Origin of the sequence: Paenibacillus sp. MER 99-2, from assembly GCF_023714095.1 — a bacterium.
In the GTDB taxonomy this organism is placed as follows: Bacteria; Bacillota; Bacilli; order Paenibacillales; family Paenibacillaceae; genus Paenibacillus.
This window is the reverse complement of the sequence record NZ_JAMAUZ010000007.1, coordinates 222,444-243,209: the sequence shown is the minus strand read 5'-3', so window position 1 is coordinate 243,209 and position 20,766 is coordinate 222,444. Positions and strand designations below refer to the sequence as shown.

Annotated in this window: 20 protein-coding genes and 1 other annotated feature; all 20 genes read right to left on the bottom strand. The window is 46.1% G+C overall.

Annotation, left to right across the window (positions count from 1 at the left end; genetic code table 11):
• Positions 1-160: 160 nt before the first annotated feature.
• Positions 161-1,471 carry a GTPase ObgE gene (gene obgE, locus M3636_RS23655; RefSeq protein ID WP_251384232.1) on the bottom strand — a complete coding sequence of 437 codons (1,311 nt, stop codon included), beginning with the start codon at positions 1,469-1,471 and terminating at the stop codon, positions 161-163.
• 17 nt (positions 1,472-1,488) lie between these two features.
• Positions 1,489-2,226, bottom strand: coding sequence for a Spo0B domain-containing protein (locus M3636_RS23650; protein ID WP_128103290.1), 738 nt, complete (start codon positions 2,224-2,226; stop codon positions 1,489-1,491).
• A 151-nt stretch (positions 2,227-2,377) separates the two neighbouring features.
• Entirely contained in the window at positions 2,378-2,689 is a 312-nt protein-coding gene (rpmA, locus tag M3636_RS23645; protein ID WP_128103291.1) for a 50S ribosomal protein L27, read from the bottom strand.
• Positions 2,690-2,712: 23 nt separating this feature from the next.
• Positions 2,713-3,042 (bottom strand): ribosomal-processing cysteine protease Prp, encoded by a 330-nt coding sequence (locus tag M3636_RS23640; RefSeq protein WP_128103292.1) that lies wholly within the window; start codon positions 3,040-3,042, stop codon positions 2,713-2,715.
• Between the two features lie 14 nt (positions 3,043-3,056).
• Positions 3,057-3,368 carry a 50S ribosomal protein L21 gene (gene rplU / locus M3636_RS23635; protein ID WP_128103293.1) on the bottom strand — a complete coding sequence of 104 codons (312 nt, stop codon included), beginning with the start codon at positions 3,366-3,368 and terminating at the stop codon, positions 3,057-3,059.
• 155 nt (positions 3,369-3,523) lie between these two features.
• On the bottom strand, positions 3,524-4,774 hold the full coding sequence (locus M3636_RS23630; protein ID WP_128103294.1) for an Rne/Rng family ribonuclease: 1,251 nt from the start codon (positions 4,772-4,774) through the stop codon (positions 3,524-3,526).
• A gap of 107 nt (positions 4,775-4,881) precedes the next feature.
• Entirely contained in the window at positions 4,882-5,742 is an 861-nt protein-coding gene (locus M3636_RS23625; protein ID WP_128103295.1) for a M50 family metallopeptidase, read from the bottom strand.
• Positions 5,735-6,619 (bottom strand): M23 family metallopeptidase, encoded by an 885-nt coding sequence (locus tag M3636_RS23620; protein ID WP_251384231.1) that lies wholly within the window; start codon positions 6,617-6,619, stop codon positions 5,735-5,737. The genes M3636_RS23625 and M3636_RS23620 overlap by 8 nt, the downstream gene beginning before the upstream one ends.
• A gap of 225 nt (positions 6,620-6,844) precedes the next feature.
• On the bottom strand, positions 6,845-7,639 hold the full coding sequence (minD, locus tag M3636_RS23615; protein ID WP_056697960.1) for a septum site-determining protein MinD: 795 nt from the start codon (positions 7,637-7,639) through the stop codon (positions 6,845-6,847).
• A 3-nt stretch (positions 7,640-7,642) separates the two neighbouring features.
• Positions 7,643-8,305, bottom strand: a complete 663-nt coding sequence (gene minC / locus M3636_RS23610) for a septum site-determining protein MinC (protein ID WP_128103297.1) — start codon at positions 8,303-8,305, stop codon at positions 7,643-7,645.
• 73 nt (positions 8,306-8,378) lie between these two features.
• The gene (mreD, locus tag M3636_RS23605; protein WP_128103298.1) at positions 8,379-8,912 is read right to left on the bottom strand and encodes a rod shape-determining protein MreD; all 534 of its coding nucleotides are present in this window, start codon (positions 8,910-8,912) and stop codon (positions 8,379-8,381) included.
• Entirely contained in the window at positions 8,912-9,784 is an 873-nt protein-coding gene (gene mreC, locus M3636_RS23600; RefSeq protein ID WP_145409200.1) for a rod shape-determining protein MreC, read from the bottom strand. The genes mreD and mreC overlap by 1 nt, the downstream gene beginning before the upstream one ends.
• A 220-nt stretch (positions 9,785-10,004) precedes the next feature.
• A complete protein-coding gene (locus tag M3636_RS23595) occupies positions 10,005-11,039 on the bottom strand; it encodes a rod shape-determining protein (protein ID WP_056697973.1) in 1,035 nt (344 codons plus the stop codon).
• 205 nt (positions 11,040-11,244) lie between these two features.
• Positions 11,245-11,934 (bottom strand): RadC family protein, encoded by a 690-nt coding sequence (gene radC / locus M3636_RS23590; RefSeq protein ID WP_128103300.1) that lies wholly within the window; start codon positions 11,932-11,934, stop codon positions 11,245-11,247.
• A gap of 35 nt (positions 11,935-11,969) precedes the next feature.
• Positions 11,970-12,581, bottom strand: a complete 612-nt coding sequence (locus tag M3636_RS23585; RefSeq protein ID WP_251384230.1) for a Maf family protein — start codon at positions 12,579-12,581, stop codon at positions 11,970-11,972.
• Positions 12,582-12,676: 95 nt separating this feature from the next.
• On the bottom strand, positions 12,677-12,919 hold the full coding sequence (locus tag M3636_RS23580; protein ID WP_056697981.1) for a DUF4321 domain-containing protein: 243 nt from the start codon (positions 12,917-12,919) through the stop codon (positions 12,677-12,679).
• Positions 12,920-13,062: 143 nt separating this feature from the next.
• Entirely contained in the window at positions 13,063-14,283 is a 1,221-nt protein-coding gene (locus tag M3636_RS29830) for an SPOR domain-containing protein (protein ID WP_251384229.1), read from the bottom strand.
• Between the two features lie 441 nt (positions 14,284-14,724).
• Entirely contained in the window at positions 14,725-16,044 is a 1,320-nt protein-coding gene (murC, locus tag M3636_RS23570; RefSeq protein ID WP_251384244.1) for a UDP-N-acetylmuramate--L-alanine ligase, read from the bottom strand.
• A 56-nt stretch (positions 16,045-16,100) separates the two neighbouring features.
• Positions 16,101-17,477: a bifunctional folylpolyglutamate synthase/dihydrofolate synthase gene (locus M3636_RS23565; RefSeq protein ID WP_251384228.1), complete on the bottom strand. Its 1,377-nt coding sequence runs from the start codon at positions 17,475-17,477 to the stop codon at positions 16,101-16,103.
• A 79-nt stretch (positions 17,478-17,556) separates the two neighbouring features.
• On the bottom strand, positions 17,557-20,223 hold the full coding sequence (locus tag M3636_RS23560) for a valine--tRNA ligase (RefSeq protein WP_251384227.1): 2,667 nt from the start codon (positions 20,221-20,223) through the stop codon (positions 17,557-17,559).
• A gap of 58 nt (positions 20,224-20,281) precedes the next feature.
• Positions 20,282-20,559 (bottom strand) — a binding site (T-box leader).
• Between the last annotated feature and the right edge of the window lie 207 nt (positions 20,560-20,766).

Here is a 20,766-nt window from a genome sequence, read left to right as displayed (position 1 = left end):
ATTACATGTCTATTTTTGAAAATATGTTCCTCACAGTATACAGCTTATCCTACTTCCATGTTAGTAAAAAAACAAAAAAGCACAGAGCTGCGGGTTGTTACCCCACTACTCTGTGCAATTATTTAAATCACCTTATGCATCAAATCAACGTGAATGACGCTTAATAGTAACTGCTGCTCTCAACGAATTCAAATTCAAACTCGCCAATACGTACAATCGTACCCTCTTCTGCACCACGTTTACGCAACTCATCATCCACACCCATATAACGCAATGTACGCGCAAGTTTGAGAATTGCCTCGTGGGAGTTCAGCTGCATACGTTTCATCATACGTTCAATTTTGGCACTTTCAACAATGAAGGTATCATTCTCACGTACGATACGGAAGCCTTCATCCTCTTTTTTGTCCAAACTAAACACTTTACGTTCCGAAATATCTGCTACTTCTTCCACAACCGGTTCATCCGGGATCTGATCCAACAGATCAGCCGCGCGGTACAACAGCTCTTGAATCCCTTGGCGAGTAAGCGACGAAATTGGCATAACTTCAATATCCGGCTTCACTTCACGAACCTGCTGCAGGAACTTCTCTAGATTCTCTGCAGATTCCGGCATATCCATTTTGTTTGCTGCCACGATCTGTGGTCTCTCAGCCAATGTAGGATTGTAGAGTTTTAATTCATCATTGATTTTTTGCCAATCTTCAAAAGGATCGCGTCCTTCCGAACCAGACATGTCAACCACATGCACAATGATACGTGTACGTTCAACATGGCGTAGGAACTCATGTCCAAGTCCGACACCTTCATGTGCACCTTCAATAAGTCCTGGCAAATCCGCCATAACGAAACTGCGACCTTCACCAACACCAACCACACCCAGATTAGGTGTTATCGTTGTAAAGTGATATGCACCAATCTTCGGCTTGGCTGCCGAAACGACAGACAGCAATGTTGATTTACCAACACTCGGGAAACCAACAAGCCCCACATCTGCCATGACTTTAAGTTCAAGCACGATGTAACGCTCTTCGCCTTCTTCACCGTTCTCAGCAAGTTCAGGCGCTGGATTCTTCGGAGTGGCAAAACGAATGTTACCCCGACCACCTCGGCCACCCTTGGCAACAACGACTTGCTGACCATGACGTGTCAGATCTGCCAATACTTCCCCGCTGTCCTCATCAACAACGATTGTACCCGGCGGGATACGAACAATCATATTCTCCGCATTGGCACCATGTTGACTTTTGTTACGGCCTTTTTCACCACGAGGAGCCTTGAAGTGTCGTTGGTACCGGAAATCCATTAATGTCCGCAAACCTTCATCCACGCGGAAAATGATGTCAGCTCCTCGGCCTCCATCCCCCCCGGCAGGTCCGCCGTTTGGTACATATTTCTCACGACGGAACGAAACAATTCCGTCCCCCCCGTCTCCCGCTTTCACATAAATCTTCGCTTTATCTACAAACATTGGTTAACCCCTTCTTCCTATATTCCACACGGCATTCGGAATTGTATAAACGTATCCTCAGACGGAAGCTGCTCCGTCCTGACTTTTTTCCCTTTAAGTACAGCCTCAAGATGCCGCACTGTTTCTGGATCGGGTGTTTGATCCCCGTCCAATCGGACGACCACATCTCCATGATCCTGTCCAAAGCTCAAGGTCAGTTTGCGAACCTCTCCCCAAGACGACCGGCCGCCGCCAAATTGATAGGCTCGAATTGCATCAGCAATCGCCCCCGTAAGTGACTCGCCATCCTCGGGAGAAACCAGAGCATTAAGCTGCAACTCTTCCTCAACTTCAACATGCAATTCCAATGCAACTCCACTAGCTCGAAAAGATTGCAGGTAAAACACGAGTGAAGGAATACCTAATTTCGAAATTCGGCTTTCCTCAGTAACCCGTTCCTTTATTCTTTCCACACATTGCACTGATTTATCAAGTTTGCCTAGTCGAAGATATCCATACAATACCTGAAGATCGTTCATCCAGTCATGCCGATGATGATTTAATGATGCGATTGCTGTTTTTTCCATAGATTGTACAATTGTTCTGCGTTCTGCCTCCGCTTGTCTGTTCATCCAATAGAGCGAAACCACCAGCACTGCAACGGACCACAACGCACATACAATACCTGAAATGACTGATGGATACAGCATAACGAAAACCAAAGGAATCAGAAGCGAACATGCCGCAATCCACGGCACTCTTTTCCAAGATTTCATGGCTTCTCCCCGTTCTACACTAACTCGGCTAATTTAACCCCACCGTATCCAAGTATAACATGTCTTTTCTGTCAGTTCATTAGCGATTACTCTTAAAATACAAAAAGCCTCCGGCAAAAATGCCGAAGGCTCCTTAGGCGGAATGCCGATATTATGCTTCTACTGTAGCTGCTACTGGAGCAACGTCTACAGGATAGATGCTTACTTTTTTACGATCGCGTCCCCAACGTTCGAATTTCACAACGCCGTCAACTTTCGCAAACAAAGTGTCATCTTTACCGATACCCACGTTAGTACCTGGGTGAATTTTCGTTCCGCGTTGGCGAACGAGAATGCTACCACCAGTTACTCTTTGGCCGTCAGCACGCTTAACGCCAAGGCGTTGTGCATTACTGTCACGTCCGTTCTTCGTGGAACCTACACCTTTTTTCGATGCGAACAACTGAAGATTTAATTTCAACATGATTGGTTTTCCTCCTTCTTAAATTATTTGGATTGCTCTATCTTAATATACTTTCCGTATGACTCTGCAATATTAGAGAGCATAACTACCATGGATTCGAGTAACAATTGTACCTGAGCAAAAGTTTCCTCTCTTGGGAGCGAAGGTAAAGAACCACTTAAAAAGCCATTCTTCATTTTGGTATCCATCTCGACACCAGTCAATGCCTCAATCGAGTTAACTGTACCTACTGTAACAGCAGATACCCCGGCACATACGATATCTTCTCCCCGTTTGGCAAAATTAGCATGCCCTTGGATCGAGAAGCGTTCGATGCTCCCGTCCTCATTACGAAAGATTTGAACGATAATCACTTATCGCACCTACCTTACGCTTTGATTTTTTCGATAGTTACTTTAGTGTACGGTTGACGGTGACCTTGCTTCACATGGTAGTTCTTTTTCGGTTTGTATTTGTATACAACAACCTTTTGACCTTTGCCATGTTTCTCCACTTTAGCCGTTACAGTAGCTCCGGAAACCAACGGTGTACCTGCTGTCAAACCTTGATCGTTAGATACAGCCAGGACACGGTCGAACGTTACGCTTTCGCCATCGTTCGCAGCCAATTTCTCGATGAACAGAACATCGCCCTCTTGGACTTTGTACTGTTTACCACCTGTTTCAATAATTGCGTACATTTGCCTTGCACCTCCTCATGTCTCAGACTCGCCCGGTCTCAGGTGACAGCTCCTCGCGGAACCATTCTTGTACCCGGCCAGTGCGGTTACAGCATGTGCAAGACCGAATAGGCTAAACACATACTTGAAGATTATATCACGCAATATATTAAAAATCAATGCAAAGGTGAAATATATCTTTTACCCGTTCCATGACAAGATGTACACAGCTCTACATAAGGTAGGGTGCTCTCTTCACGCACCTTTTTACGCGTTAGCTCCAACAGTCCCAACTTGGTCCAGCCCATTACAAAAGCTTTGGTGCGATCCTTCTTGAGCTCACTCTCCAGCGCTGCGGATACTTCTTGACGATTGGAGGCTTCCGTCATATCAATGAAATCTACGATAATCATGCCACCGATATCTCTCAGCCGCATGAGACGCGCAATCTCAATCGCTGCCTGCATGTTCGTTTCCGTCACGGTCTCCTCAAGACTATCTCCACCCGCGCCAGTGTATTTGCCCGTATTCACATCGACCACCGTAAGCGCCTCTGTATGCTCTATGACGATGTATCCACCTCCAGGTAACCACACCTTACGAGCAAAATCCTTATTCAATTGCTCCTGCACGCCATAAGCGGCAAATATCGGTTCTGATCCCCGATGTACCTGTACTTCTGGCTGGTGACCTGGACAGATCTCCTCAAGCAGAGCTGTCACCTCACGGGCTTGCTCCTCGCTATCCGTAATCACTACATCACTGCCTGGCGTGTACACATCCCTGATGATTCGCTGTACCATACTTTGATCCCGATGAAGCAAGCTTGGAGAAGGCAAACTGTTCGCTTTTTCACGAATCAAACGCCACTGCTCACGCAATGTTTCGAGGTCAGATTCAATCGCCTCGCGCTGTTCCTCTGCAGATACGGTACGGATAATAAGCCCTTCTTCATCCCTCTTGAGCTGATCACCAAGTGCTTTGAGGCGGGAACGATCCCCTTCACGGGCGATCTTCTTGGACACGGCTATGTAATCTGCCATCGGCATATAGACAAGCCATCGACCCGGCAGTGAATAATGAGTCGTCACCCGAGCACCTTTACCTCCTACGGGTTCCTTCAGAACCTGAACAATCACATCCTGACCTGGACGAAGCAATTCGGAAATAGAAGGCTTCACTTTAGGCTGTTTCTCCAAATGAGGATGCAACACGTCATCAACGTATAGGAAAGCATTTTTTCTCTGACCAATATCCACAAAAGCAGCCTGCATACCCGGTAATACGTTGACTACACGCCCTTTGAAAAAGGAGCCTAGTAGCCCTCGCTCTCGTGTACGCTCTGCTGTAAACTCCACAGCTTTGCCTTCTTCCAGAAGCGCCATTTGCATGAGGTTATGTTCGTTATGTACAATCATTTGTTTCATGGCTTCACCTCTAGAAGACAATTCACATCATCCACATCCATTTCTATATCATTGCAATACCCATATGTATATTCATTACCCCAATGAAGAGCAGGTTCACCAGCAACTTATGACTTATCAGCATTTTGTTTGAAATAGGAACTGATAATCCGTTGCTCAGGCAACACAGCTAAAATTCGCCCCTGTCGATTCATCACATATACCATATGGTATCTCTCTCTCTTTAATAGACGCAAAATGGTGTCCAAAGGTTTCGCGGGAAATGAGATTATCGGCTGCGCCAAACTACCTATAGCCGCATGATGGACAAAAGCCGCTTCTCTATTCATTAAGAAGCGGATAAATCGATATGGAATATTCCGGTAATCAGTAACATTGGAGTAGAACAGAAACAGCCCCACTAACAGGATATTTAAGGGGAGTCCGTAATCGCCAGCAATCCAGCGCCCTACAGCATATACAATCACCCCTATACTGACGAGAATACTTATTCTGTACGTCCACATGAGGGTTGTATAATAAGGAGCGACCAGGCTGACTAGTGCCTGTACAATTTTCCCACCATCAAGTGGCAAGATCGGCAGCAGGTTGAATAAAGCAATAAGCAAGTTCCCTTGGATAATGTAGGACAAAAAGATTGGATCTCCAACATGCATGTACTGCAATAGCAATACCACGCCCACCATCAATATGTTCTGCATGGGTCCGGCGAGCGCAATCACAATCTCTCGCCAAGCCGTAAGTTTGCCCCCATCCTCAATTACCGCTACCCCGCCAAAAGGGAGCATCTGAATAGATACAACACGGCAACCCAGAAGAGCTGCCGCTGCCGCATGTCCACACTCATGGATAAACACAATGGCAAATAATGTGATGAGCTCAATAAAATGACCGGTTACAAGCGAAGCCAGCATGATGATAACAAAGAATGGATGCATGGAAACACGGACACCCCATAATCTAATCAAGGGCAACCACTTCAGCGGGATCTACATACTGTTCGCCCTCTTTAACAGCAAAATACAATGTAGCGGGTTGTCCATCATTACTTGATTGTAGGTTCCCCACAGGAGACCCTACCTCTACCCAATCGTTCACTTCAACTTCGCTCTCATGTAATCGTCCATATATAGCAGTCACATTGCCCGTATGCTGAATCACAACCGTTATGCCACTTTCCGCTTCCCCCAGAACCTGAAGCACGCGTCCAGCATCCGAGCTGGCTACTTGTACGAGGCTTGAACCAGCAGCTTCCGGCACGATTTCCACACCCTTCATGCTCAAGGCAAAAGGCTGAACAATGGTTCCCGAGATCGGTTTGGCCAATAGTGAACGAATACCTGAGCCATTGACAGCATCTGTTGTATGTCCTAACACAGGTAGAAAGGATGGCGGACCGCCAAAGTTCTGATTATACCATGCGGCCATGGAGGCAAAGTCCATATCTCGATGAAGAGCGTCCGTGATCACTGTTTTGGGTGAGACACTCCATGTGTTGTTCAACTGAAACAAGCCCCATACTGCACCAAAAATAACAACACTAATCACCGTACGACGCACAAACGATTTCACTAGATTAAAACGAACCGGATGATCTGACCCATAGTAGCCGTTCTCTTTTTTCCACAAAATCTCCGGATCTCGCTCTTGCTCCGCTACCGAATTCTTCGCATTGAAAAATCCATTCTGACGATCTGCAACCGGCTCGTTCGGCTGTTTCCTCCATACATTCGCATCTGTCCTCGAATTGACTTCCCGCTCTTGAATAATCTCCCTCGTTGCATCATTCAGTAAACGCCGGATGCGCTCTTCTCTTCTCTGCTTGATTCTGAGTTTCGCATTCATAATATATCCTCCCGCCGAGGCTTGTTTAAGATATTCACTTGGATAAGCATCACAATTCTCTTACTACATCCTATGAAGGTTCCACTCATAATATGAACAAGCCCTAGGTTATTGCAGAAGACATTCTATAACTAGGTCGTGTCTGAAAAATCGCTGAAGAAAACGCAAAAAAACCGGGCTGATTGCCCGGCTTTATGTAATAGCTATCTCATCATAGGGTCGTCATTAACCCATACCAAAGAATTTTTTGAAGCGTGTGAACGCGCCTTTTTTCTGCTCTAGCTGCATCAAAGGAACTGTGTCCCCCAGAATACGACGAGCAATATTGCGGTACGCAATCGCTGCATTCGAATCTGGATTCATGACCGTAGGTTCTCCAGAATTCGCGGCTTTGATAACCAGCTCATCATCAGGGACAATGCCGATTAGATCAATGTTAAGCACCTGCAGTATACCGTCAATATCGAGCATATCGCCCGACTTCACCATGTTGTTACGAATCCGGTTCACAACGAGCTTCGGAGATTGGATATGCGAGCTCTCCAGCAAGCCGATTACACGATCCGCATCACGCACAGCAGCGTTCTCAGGTGTAGTTACTACGATCGCTTGGTCTGCACCTGCAACTGCGTTCTTGAATCCCTGCTCAATCCCAGCGGGACAGTCAATAATAACGTACTCAAAATCTTTTTTTAGCTCCAAAATAATATCCTTCACCTGTTCTGGTGATACGGAGTTCTTATCTCTCGTTTGTGCTGCAGGCAGCATATATAATTCTTCGAAACGCTTATCTTTAACTAAAGCTTGATTCAGACGGCAGCGGCCATCTGCCACATCACATAGATCATAAATGATCCGATTTTCGAGTCCCATTACGACATCAAGATTTCGAAGACCGATATCTGTATCTACTAGACAAACTTTTTTTCCGAGCAATGCCAGCGCAGTCCCGATATTTGCTGAGGTGGTGGTTTTACCTACGCCGCCCTTACCCGAAGTGATCACGATTGCCTCTCCCATGAGCTACACTCCTTTAAACACATTAAAATCTCGGCGCAACCGAACGATATTGCTCATCTTGTCGATCTGCATCTGATTGTCCTGCAAATAAGCAAATTCCATCCCAGCCTCTCGGCTCTCCCATTCATCAGGTGGACGACTGATAATATCCGCAATACGTAGCTGAGTCGGTGCAAAGACCGACGCCGCGATAATCGCTGTTTCGTCCCCACTGATGCCTGCGTGAGCCATGCCTCTGAGTGAACCCATTACATATATATCCCCGGTACACGTTACTGTACCGCCCGGGTTGATATCTCCAAGGAACAAGAGATTTCCATCATGATGAAGCACCTGACCTGAACGCACCATACCACACATCGTCATAATCGGCGGTGGCCCTTTAACCTCAGGTTTAAGGGCTGGTGAATCAATGGAACGAATGAGCAAATTACCTTTTTGCTTCAATATATCCAGAATCGCTTCTTTCTGATTCTCCGTGACCTCGCGACTGCCTAACTTAATATCCACATGAACGATCGGCCCGGTCAAAATATTTTGATGGCTGTGTTCCAGCTTATAGCGGAGCTCATAGAGCAATTCCTCGAATTCACATTGATCGTCCAACAGGAAAACCAAGCCGTCTCGGATGCCTTTAATCGTTACGTGATTCGATTTTACCGTCATAAGCCTGTCCCTCCCATCTCATTACATTTCGTGCCGGAGTCCCTAAGTTCCTGCTTCTCGTCTCACAAATGGTTTAGGATGCTTCTTGTGACTTTTTCTGTCTCTTCGTAATCCGCTCCAATTGCTTGCGCAATGGAACATAAATGATCAATGTGAAAACAAAATGAATAAATAAATTAGGAATCATATATTCAAACAATGCCCAGTCAAATGTCACATGGTTCAGACGGAAAAGCTTATATAGGAAAAATAGTACCGTGTCATTGAGCAAACTCCCTAAAAAGACAACCGTAACCATGATGGGCAGCGGTGCTCGTGGAGCTTGAAAAATGAGTCCGATCATATAAGCAGACAACCCCATGGAGAATCCGTAAGGTCCGATCATTTCACCATAGAATACCACATCATGGAGCAATCCAAACAGTATACCGAGCACTAACGCTGTATGTCGATGATGATAGACTGCGAAAAAGAGAATCACAATATACACGAGATTAGCAGAAATCCGCATCTGCCATGCCTCAGGAATCAGCAGGGGAAGTATCGTTCCTTCCGCAATGAACAGCACGAACAACAACAGAATCAAGACTTGCTTCCGCGTAACCACTATTCCTTCACCTCAGGTGGAATGATTACGATAAGCTCTTTCCAATCTAGAAAACTCGCATAAGGTTCAATGGTCGCCGTACTTGTTAAACCGAACTCGCTCTTCTCAACACTTTTGACCTCGCCAATGCGCATGTACTTCGGAAAGTTATTGATGATGCCTGAAGAAATAATCTCGTCGCCTTTTTTGATATTCGAATCTTCGGCGATCTTGGTCATTTTCAGCATGCCTGTCTTCGGATCATAACTCTCGATCATACCAAACACTTTCTCTTTGCCAACGGCTGTAGCCGCAATAGCATTCGAATTGGGATCATTCGCATCCATTGAAGTCAACAAATTAACGGTTGAAGTGTATGAGCTGACATGACTGACTACACCAACAAGTCCCTGCTGTGAAGTTACCGCCATACCCGGCTGGATACCCGCATTTTCACCAATGTCGATGTTAATCGTTCTGCTGTTTGGATCAGAATTGGCACTAATAACTTGTGCAATACGTGACCCGTAGTTATACCGGTTCTTCTGTTCATCTGTAAAATTAAGTGCTTCTTGTAATTGCTTGTTCACTTGCTCCATATCATTATACTTCAATCGATCTCGGGTGTAGTGCCCCAGTGCGATCCGCAGTTCTTCATTCTCTGAATATACCGCACGCATGTTCGCTACATCTTTGAAAAAGCCCGCTACATAAGAAGCGGGCTTGTAAAATACGTATTGTACAAATCCGACTGAATCCTTCAGGAATTTCTCCGGCCAGGATAGAGCGGTTCGCGGTCCGAGCGTAAAGCCCATCAACGCGATAAATGTAACAAGGCCCACCAGCAAAACAAAAAGTCTTTTGTTGCCCAGCAGCTTAAACAGTTCCAACACCCTCTAACATCCATTATTCTCTTCCGAGCCATGCCCGGTGGGGAGACTGTCAGATCATAGTCCCGTCGAGAATATTCACAGGCCTCCCCGGGCAGCGGGTAATAGCTCTTTCGGCTGTACCGACCCTCTTCATTGGCTAGGTCGTTTCTGAAAACTCCCTAATGTCTCTTGAAGGTAATCCATCTACAACAGAATACCTCAATAGACAATTCGAATATAATTATCGTTTAGAACGAACTGCTGAACTGCTTCTGCTTTTGAATAAATGGATGTTCTCAAGAGCTTTTCCTGTCCCGATTGCTACGCAATCAAGTGGGTTCTCCGCTACAATAACCGGCATGCCAGTCTCACCTGCAAGCAGCTTGTCCAAGTTACGCAGCAAAGCGCCGCCGCCTGTCAGAACGATTCCGCGATCCATAATATCCGCAGCAAGCTCAGGTGGACACTTCTCCAGTGTCACTTTAACTGCGTCAACGATTGCATTTACCGTATCTGCCAGTGCTTCACTAATTTCGTCGGATGTGATGGTAATTGTTTTTGGCAGCCCCGTAACAAGATCACGGCCGCGAATTTCCATAGTCTCCACTTGCTCAAGCGGCATAGCTGAACCGATATCCATTTTCAGTTGTTCGGATGTACGCTCACCAATCATCAGGTTGTATTGACGTTTAATGTACTGGATAACGGATTCATCCATCTCGTCACCTGCCACACGTACCGAACGGCTTGTTACAATCCCGCCAAGAGAAATAACGGCTACTTCCGTCGTACCGCCACCGATATCTACAACCATGCTGCCTGTTGGTTCCCAAACTGGAAGATCTGCACCAATTGCTGCAGCAAAAGGCTCTTCAATGGTGTATGCTTCACGAGCTCCAGCTTGTTTGGTTGCATCTTCTACAGCACGTTGTTCAACGGCTGTAATCCCGGAAGGTACACATACCATTACATTGGGATGACGCTGAAACATCGAACGTTGTTTTTGTGCCTGACGAATGAAATATTTAATCATCGTTGCTGTTGTATCGAAATCAGCAATAACGCCGTCTTTCATTGGACGAATGGCACGGATGTTGCCCGGTGTACGACCAATCATTTTTTTAGCAGATTCACCTACAGCTTCAATGCTTTTAGTATCTGTGCGCAGAGCAACTACGGAAGGTTCCCGCACCACGATTCCTTTTCCACGTACATAAACCAATGTATTTGCTGTCCCCAAATCAATCCCTAAATCTTTCGTAAAACCACCAAACATAACGTAATCTCCTTTTCTGCCTCATATAGCCGCTCCAGCTTGAAAGCTAGAGCGTTTCATTTGCATTCATACCGCAATCGCGGAGCTAATATTTGCATTCATTTTTTTGTTGTATCCATTGTTTAGTTGCATCAGTAAAGTGAACCTATCTTCTACGGACAACGCCGTCATCATTCATAGGAAAACATCAACGCCAACCATTATATTATACTAAGCCCTTCTCCTTCAAACTTACGTATGTTCCATCTCCGATAATAAGGTGATCTAGCACGTCTATACCTACAATGCTACCGGCTTCAATCAGTCTCTTGGTGATTTGGATATCCTCCGGGCTTGGCGTTGGATCACCGCTAGGATGGTTGTGCGCACAGACAATAGAGGCGCTACTACATTTGATGGCAGCCCGAAATACTTCACGTGGATGGACAATCGAAGCATTAAGGCTACCCATGGAGAGTGTTTCCTGGGCAATAATATGATTTTTGCTATTCAAAAAAAGGCAAACAAAATGTTCTTTTTGCAAATAACGCATCTGTTCAACCAGAATATCTGCCGCATCTCGTGGTGTCCGGATGGAAGGCGATTGCGTCAACTTGCTCTTGGCAATGCGATGTCCAAGCTCAATACTCGCTTTCAGTTGCACAGCCTTCGCTTTTCCGATGCCCTTCATGGCCGTTAGCTCTTCGAGACTTTGATCCATTAACGAGCGGATTCCGCCTGCGTCAGTTATAATCCGCTGTGCCAGATGCACTGCTGATTCATTCTTCGTACCTGTGCGAAGTAAAATAGCCAGCAGCTCTGCATGGCTTAATGCGCCCGCCCCATATTCCATCAAGCGTTCTCTCGGGCGTTCTTCTTGGGGGATGTCGCGCATCATATACTGAGCCGACTCCATAGGTTCCCTCTTTTCACATCGTCAATCCCCAAAATTTATGCTCTTGGCAGTACATGGATTCCGAATCCATCTAACATGTCACTTAGCAAAGGTAAAGACAAGCCTACCACATTAAAGTAACATCCTTCAATGCGGTCTACTAGTGAAGCACCAATACCCTGAATCGCATATGAACCGGCCTTATCCATCGGTTCACCTGTCTGAACGTACCCACGAATGGTCGCATCAGACAATTCCTTCATGGTCACATCTGTCTGTCGGTAATTCACCACAGATTGCCCATTACCTGCATCAATACAAGCTATCCCTGTAAACACACGATGTGTGCGCCCCTGAAGTTTGGTCAGCATACGCTCAGCATCCTGTTCATCTACGGGTTTCCCTAAAATCTCGCCATCCAGAACCACAATGGTGTCGCTACCCACAATGACTGCATCCGATCCACGACCGTCAAGATCCCGAAAAACTGCGAGTGCTTTGCGCATAGCGAGTTCCTGAACCGTCTGTTCAGGAGTCCATTCTACTGGCGTATCTTCATCTGCATGACTTGGTATTACTTCAAAAGCTAAATGAAGTGAAGCGATCAGCTCTTTGCGCCGCGGCGAAGTGGAGGCAAGAATTATAGGGCGCTGTTGTACATTTTCCACAATAAATGGCTCCTTATGCTACAGCGACATCTGCTCCTCGTATCACAAAAATTGATGTCGTTGGTCTATTTTTTTCGTCATAATCCGTCATTCTCCTACAGTCTGCGGTACAACCACACGGCAAAAATAATGCCAAACAGACTTAGGAGGCTCATTTGAAATTGAAGTGAAATGTCATAACTAAAAATATCTAGATCAGCCTGAGGCGACCAACGGATGGTCGTGGCTTTAGTAAGAAAAGCTACAGCCTTAACGGGCTGTAGTGCCTTGGCGATCCAAGCTCCAGCTAACCAGCCGAGCAATAGGAACAATATTAACATGCCGAAGTTTTTTTTCATCGGTTATCTTCCCTCGCCATTTTTTGACACCCACATTATTATACGGGGTTTTGTACGTCAATACAAACACAAATCCGGCAAGGGGAACTATTTCCAGTTCCTTGCCGGACAGGGATTCCAAGCGACTGTTATAAGAAGAAAATTTATTGTTTCATCATCTCAATCCACTGCTTCTGTTCCAAAACATATTCCATCAAGTTAGCCTGAACCGTCCACATGTGCACATCAGCCGGATTTTTATTATATTCAGTTACAGCCGTAATTGCATTGTGCATTGACTTCTCCATGTTAGCAACGATCGCACTTGCCTCTTGATTAAGCCCTTGAGCCAAGCTGTTGATCCCACTCAACCACGATTGATGCTGGTTCTCCAATACAGTCATTGCTTCAGCAGAAACGGCCTGAGGTGTGGTTTGTCCAAGTTGACTGATCGATAGATTAGATAACTGATCTACCAGCGCAGAGCTGCTCGCAAATAGATTCTCCACATCCTTTTCTAATCCGCCCCATGCAGATAAATTAATAGCAGGTACTGCGATTTCTTTGACATACAATTCAACGCCCTCAGCCTTCAATCTTGTGCTTAGCAATTTGGCTTCTTCCCGATCTGCAGAGATACCTGCATACACCCGATTTCCATCCTCTGGATCAGTACCTGCAGCTATCCCCACCTGAGCCAATTCAAGCTTGGCTTGTTCCGCACGTTCAGGTGAACTGAAGACGCCATATTGCAGAGCATAGTAACTGCCCCCGGTCATTGCCGCCTGATTTACATCTCCTGCCCCCGTTGTTACTTCTTGCTCCGCCACGGTAGACACCGTCTGATTCCCTGGTAAGTTCACAATGGAGTCCGTGCCATCTTTATTAAAAAAGGAAAGGATCACTATTCCGAAAAGTGCCCCGGTTACTAGAGCACCTGTCACTGACCCAATCATTTTCCAACCTCTTGGAGGACGATTGCGCTTGTACGAATACTGATCATGGCTTGCTAACCAATCATGGTCTGTGTATTCCGGGTTGTTCCTTGCAGTTGCTTGGTCATCTTCAGGCAAGTAATCATATGGTTCTGAATACCCATAAGGAGACTCTGTAGCCACAGGCTTGTGATCTTGTCCTCTTTTGGAAATGGAACGAAAATCAGAATCAGGCTCGGGTGGGTTTACGCTAGTTAGAACCGTCTCCCCCCAATCTACCGGGATATCTTCTGGTTCCCATGCTGGTGTTTTCGCTATATGCAAAGGCTCTTGGTTCCGTGAAATCTCCTCTTTTAACACAATAGGTTCCCCTATCATTGACTGTCCCTTGTTTACAGGCTTGTCCGACTCCTTATCCCCAAAACGAAACGTCATTCTAGCATTACTCACCCCGAACCCTCTCCTTTGTCCCATAATAGAGGTTGCTCAAAAAGGATCATCTTACCTTTCCGAATACTGAAACCGGTCTTTTTGAACAAGCATGTATTACAGCTATATGCAGTGAACGGGTAGAATAGAACCTTTTAAAAGGTTGTTCAAAAATTCCATTTTTGATTACGAAAGATGCGCGAGCTGCAGATCAGCATCGAATATGGGATTCAGCCGAAATAAGTGGAGGCTTACGAAGCTTGTTTCCTTCGGAAACATGTAGTTGCTCACGTAGTTTTGCCTACGCTCCGCTACTCCATTTCTATCTTCATCCCATCTTCTCGGTACTGAAAACCGACCTTTTTGACACGCACTTTAAATGCAAAAACCGCCTGCTTCACGAAGAAGACAGACGGCTCTGAACACATATGTTGTTGATGACTTAATTATATTACACAGGAGTTACTTCAAAGATTTGGCCAACGTGTCGCCAACCTTCCAAATATCCCCTGCACCCATTGTAAGTACAAGATCTCCTGGCTGTAAACGGTGCTGCAGATCAGCCACAACATCTTCCTTCGTTGGAAGATATCGCGCAGAAGCATTGCTGTTCTGAACAATCAATTCTACCAATTTCGCAGAATGAACACCTTCGATTTCTTTTTCACCAGCAGGTGAGTAAATATCCGTGATCAGCACCTCATCTGCTTCGGCAAAAGCACGACTGAACGCATCCAGCAAGAAGAACGTCCGTGTGTAACGCTGCGGCTGGAACACGGCAATAATCCGTTTTCCTGTCGCTTTGGCTGCACTAATGGTCGCTTCGATTTCCGTTGGATGGTGGGCATAATCGTCGATAATCAACATATCACGGGCTTCACCCAGCACCTGGAATCTGCGTTTGGCTCCATGAAACTGAATAATCGCAGCCGTAATTTGCTCGAATGGAATACCTGCTTCCAGACAAGTAATGACAGTAGCCATCGCATTATAAACGTTATGTTTACCCGGTACAGACAGTTCGACGGTTCCCATCGCAGCACCCTGGTGATTCATCGTGAATGAAATGCGGCGATCGCCCAGTACAATATCTGTTGCTGTATAATCCGCAGCATGATCGATACCATACGTGGTCACACGTGACTTCAATGCCGGAAGAATGGCTTGCACATTCTCATCGTCAGCACATACAATCGCCGTGCCTTCTGGACGAATCTGACTTAGAAACTGTACATACGCTTTTTTGAGTTCCTCAAAGTCGCTGTTGTAGTTTTCCAAATGGTCAGCTTCAATGTTCGTCACAATACCGAGCCAAGGATGATATTGCAAAAATGAACCATCACTCTCGTCGGCTTCAGCAACGACCCAGTCGCCTTGACCAGCCTTCGCATTGGTGCCCACATTCATGATCTCCCCACCGATAATATACGTTGGGTCTGTATCGCATTTTTCCATAACAAGGGCAATCATGGACGAGGTTGTTGTTTTACCGTGCGCCCCAGCAACAGCTACTCCCTTACGCTCGTTCAACAAACGCGCAAGCATCTGAGCTCTGTGCAAAATTGGGATATTGAGCTGCTCTGCCGCAACCCGTTCCACATTGTCCGCCGGAGCTGCCGTTGAATAAACAACCAAGTCTGCTCCGTTGACGTGCTCTGCCGTATGTCCGATATATATTTTCGCTCCTTTGGCTGCCAACTTCTCGGTCAACTCCTGTGAAGCGACATCCGATCCGGTAACGGTGTATCCCATCTCAAGCATAACTCTGGCGATGGCACTCATACCATATCCGCCAATTCCTATAAAATGAACGTGTTCCGATGTATTTAACAAAACTTTCACCAACCTTTTTCAGAATCGGTTTGATGCAAAAGGGATGCTCGCACATCTGCAATTAAATACAGTGTACCAGACACTACCCCCAGATCCTCCGCTTCCGTCCGTGACTTTAATAAATCAAGTGCCTTCGCCCATTCAGGCTCGACGATGATTTCCAGCTCCGGCTTCGCAATGGCAGGACGTACCCGTTCGACGATCTGCAGCAGATCGGCTGCATCCATTTTGCGGCGGAAGTCTGGTTCAGTCAGGATCAGCGTATCCACTAGTGGCAGTATATGCTGCAAATACGCTTCGTGATGCTTATTCGCCAGCATACCCATCATCAAATTTAACTTGTTGTGGGGATATACGTCGATAATGCTCTTGGCTAGTGATTCGGCACCTTCAGGATTATGTGCTCCGTCCAGAACAATTCGAGGTTCATCGATGACTTTCTCGAACCGTCCTGCCCAGAAGGCATGCTCCATTCCAAGTAGAATATCTTCTTCATCCAACATAAATGCCATGTACTGGCGTAGCAATTCAAGTACCATAAGCGCACCCGCTGCATTGTCACATTGATGGACACCTTGCATACAGATACGTACGTCAAGCTCACGGAAAGGTCCTGTAAAATGGAAAGATTGACCCTTCACGTCGCTATCCAGCCTATGATAAGTAAACTGTCTACCAGCCAAGTACATGGTTGATCGGAGTCGCTCTGCCGTCTCTTCAATAACCCTCACTGCTTCAGGTTGAGTTGCAAGAGTAACGACCGGCACACCCGGTTTAATGATCCCCGCCTTCTCGCTTGCAATCAATTCAATGGTATCGCCGAGTACATCCGTATGATCCATACCAATGTTAGTGATAATCGATACGACAGGTGTAACAATGTTCGTTACGTCCATCCTTCCCCCCAGCCCGGTTTCCCATACCACAACATCGGGGTAACACTCTTCAGCGTAATAAAGGAGGGCAAGTGCCGTCGACACCTCAAACATCGTAGGTGAACCAAGCTCGGTAGCTGCCATATCATGTACCAAAGGATGTAATCGATTAGACAATTTCAACAACGTCTCTTCAGGAATATCTTCCCCGTTATACTGGAAACGGTTCGTAAACTTCGTAATATACGGAGATGTAAATGTGCCAACATCATATCCCGCCTGAAGAAGAACTGACGTCAAAAAAGCGCAAGTCGAACCTTTGCCGTTCGTTCCCGCGACATGAATAAATTTAAGACGTTGATGTGGATTACCGAGCCGGGACATCAGTTCTATGATTCGTTCCAGTCCCGGTCTGATCCCAAAAGGAATAAGGCCATTAATCCAGTCCACAGCCTCATTATACGTTCGTAAAGGCGTATTCACACCTGTCTCATTAAGTTCAGTCATCTGCTTCACCTTCGGTCATGAGTTTGATTGAAAAAAGCGGCCGGATGGCGTCATTCATCTCCACCCGACCCAGTTATTCTTAACCTTTCAGTTCCTTGATCCGGGCAATGACTTTATCCCGTTTATCCGAATAATCCGCTTGTTTGGCACGTTCTTCTTCAATAACTTTGGCCGGAGCCTTAGCAACAAAGCCTTCGTTTGCCAGCTTTTTCTCTACACGGAGTACTTCGCCTTCAAGGTTCTGCAACTCTTTCTCCAGGCGAGCCACTTCCTGCTCAATATCAATAAGTCCTGCCAGTGGCAAATACAGCTCAGCCCCTGTAATGACAGCAGTCATTGCTTTATCGGGTGAATTGAGATCAAGTCCGCTGTCGAACTCAGACGTATTACAGAATCGTTGGATGTAATGGCTATTGCGCTCAATGATGCTATACGCCTCTGGGCTGTTCGCTTTCACCATCAACTCAATCTTCTTACTCATTGGCACGTTCACTTCAGCGCGAATGTTACGAACGGCACGGATTGTGTCCATCAACAGATTCATCTCTGCAACGGCTTCCGGGTTCTCCAATGCTGGATCATATACCGGCCAAGCAGCCAGTGTAATGGTCTCGCCTTCATGCGGTAGATGCTGCCAAATTTCCTCGGAGATATATGGCATAAACGGATGAATCAAGCGCATGGTCTGGTCGAGCACATAAGCCAGTACGGACTGTGTCTTTTTCTTCGCCACAGGATCTTCGCCGTAGAATGACAGTTTGGCAAACTCAATATACCAGTCACAGAGATCATCCCAGATGAAGTTATACAGCAAACGGCCTGTTTCCCCAAATTCGTATGCTTCGATTAGACGCGTAATATCTCGGGAAGTTTCGTTCAGACGGTGCAAAATCCAATAGTCTGCTGTTCCAAGCTCTCCAGAGATGTCGCGATCTTCGAACGTGAAGCCTTCCAGATTCATCAGAGCGAAACGAGAAGCGTTCCAGATTTTGTTCGCAAAGTTACGCGCCTGCTCTACACGTTCCCAGCGGAAACGTAAATCCTGACCCGGTGTGCTGCTCGTTGAGATCATGTAACGCATCGCATCCGCGCCATATTTCTCGATAACATCAAGCGGATCTACACCGTTGCCCAGTGATTTGGACATTTTGCGTCCATCTGCATCACGAACAAGACCGTGCATCAGAACATCCTTAAACGGAATTTCATCCGTGAATTCCAATGCCGTAAAGATCATACGTGATACCCAGAAGTAGATAATGTCATACCCCGTTACAAGTACACTTGTTGGGTAATAACGTTGCAGATCTTCTGTGTCTTCCGGCCATCCGAGTGTGGAGAACGGCCATAGGGCAGAACTGAACCATGTATCCAATACATCCTCATCTTGTCTAAGTTTACGTCCCGCGTTTTCAGGCAAGATTGTTGGATCTTCTGCGGATACGATGATTTCACCTGTCTCTTCGTCATACCATGCAGGGATACGATGTCCCCACCACAACTGACGGGAAATACACCAATCGCGAACATTTTCGATCCAGTTCAGATATGTTTTCTCAAAGCGGTCTGGGACGAAGTTTACGCCATCTCCACCTTTTTGCTTCTGAATAGCTCTTTCTGCAAGAGGTTTCATCTCTACGAACCATTGTGTGGACAAATATGGCTCAACTACAGCTCCAGTCCGTTCACTATGTCCAACTTGGTGTGTATGATCCTCAATGTTAATCAGTACACCGAGTTCCTTCAGATCGGCTACGATCTGCTTACGGCAGTCACTGCGATCAAGTCCTTGATATTTGCCAGCCTCTTCATTCATCGTACCGGTCTCATCCATCACCGTGATCTGAGGCAGATTATGACGCTGACCTACTTCAAAGTCATTCGGATCATGTGCAGGCGTAATTTTAACCGCGCCACTTCCGAACTCTTTATCCACATAATCATCGGCAACAATCGGAATTTCGCGTCCGATAATAGGCAACACGAGCATTTTGCCAACCATATCTGCATAGCGCTCATCCTTCGGATGGACAGCAACCGCTGTATCGCCAAGCATCGTTTCAGGACGTGTTGTTGCTACAGTAACGTAACCACTTCCGTCTTTGAGTGGATAACGCAGATGATACAAGTGACCCTGTACTTCTTTGTATTCAACTTCAATATCGGACAAGGCCGTCCGGTTTACTGGATCCCAGTTAATAATACGTTTGCCTCTGTATATGAGACCTTTCTCATACAATTGAACAAAGACTTTACGTACAGCTTGAGACAACCCTTCATCCAGCGTAAAACGCTCACGGGAATAATCGAGAGAAAGCCCCATTTTACCCCATTGCTGACGAATGGTTGTGGCATACTGATCTTTCCAGTCCCATACTTTATCCAAAAACTTCTCGCGTCCAAGGTCATAACGAGTTAGACCTTCTTCACGTAGTTTCTGCTCAACCTTGGTTTGTGTAGCGATACCGGCATGGTCTGAACCTGGCAACCATAGCGCATCATAACCTTGCATCCGTTTCGTACGAATCAGAATATCCTGTAGTGTAAAATCAAGTGCGTGCCCAATATGCAGCATTCCTGTTACGTTAGGTGGCGGGATTACAATTGTGAAAGGCTCAGCGTCCTTACGTTGTCCTGCCTTGAAATATCCACGCTCCGTCCAAAAGGAGTACCATTTCTGCTCGGCAGCTTTTGGATCATAGGTTGTTGGCATTTCAGGTGTAGCTGAATTTTTTTGTTCAGACATGTGTCATTCCTCCGTTACTTAATCATCATCGCCAAAAAACAAAAAAACCTTTCATCCATCAAAGGACGAAAGGTTAGCTTTCGCGGTACCACCTTTGTTTCACGCAGACCAATAGATACAGATCTCCCTTACGGGTACACGTGACACTTCAAGCAGATAACGGCTGCTACCGGCCTATCCTACCTCACAATGAAATCATCCATCAGATCATTTCGTGAATTCAAATAGGCAACTCCCGGGCGACTTCGAACAGTTGGTTCCTGCGGAATTTCTCAGCGATACAATCCCACTCTCTGAAAGGTCATCCTGTCTACTACTCCCGATCCAAGTTATTCTTCAAAAAAACCTAAACACATCATACCCTGACCATGCGCGATAGTCAACCTGGCAACAGCGGAATAAGGCAAGCACGCTCACACTTAGCACTTAAGACGTCATCAAGAAAGTCTGCTTGAGATTATAAACGATGAATACACAGCACACCAGGTGACATAACCGACGTCCAATATAGGAGTTCAGCTATAATACGAAGGGATTAGGAGA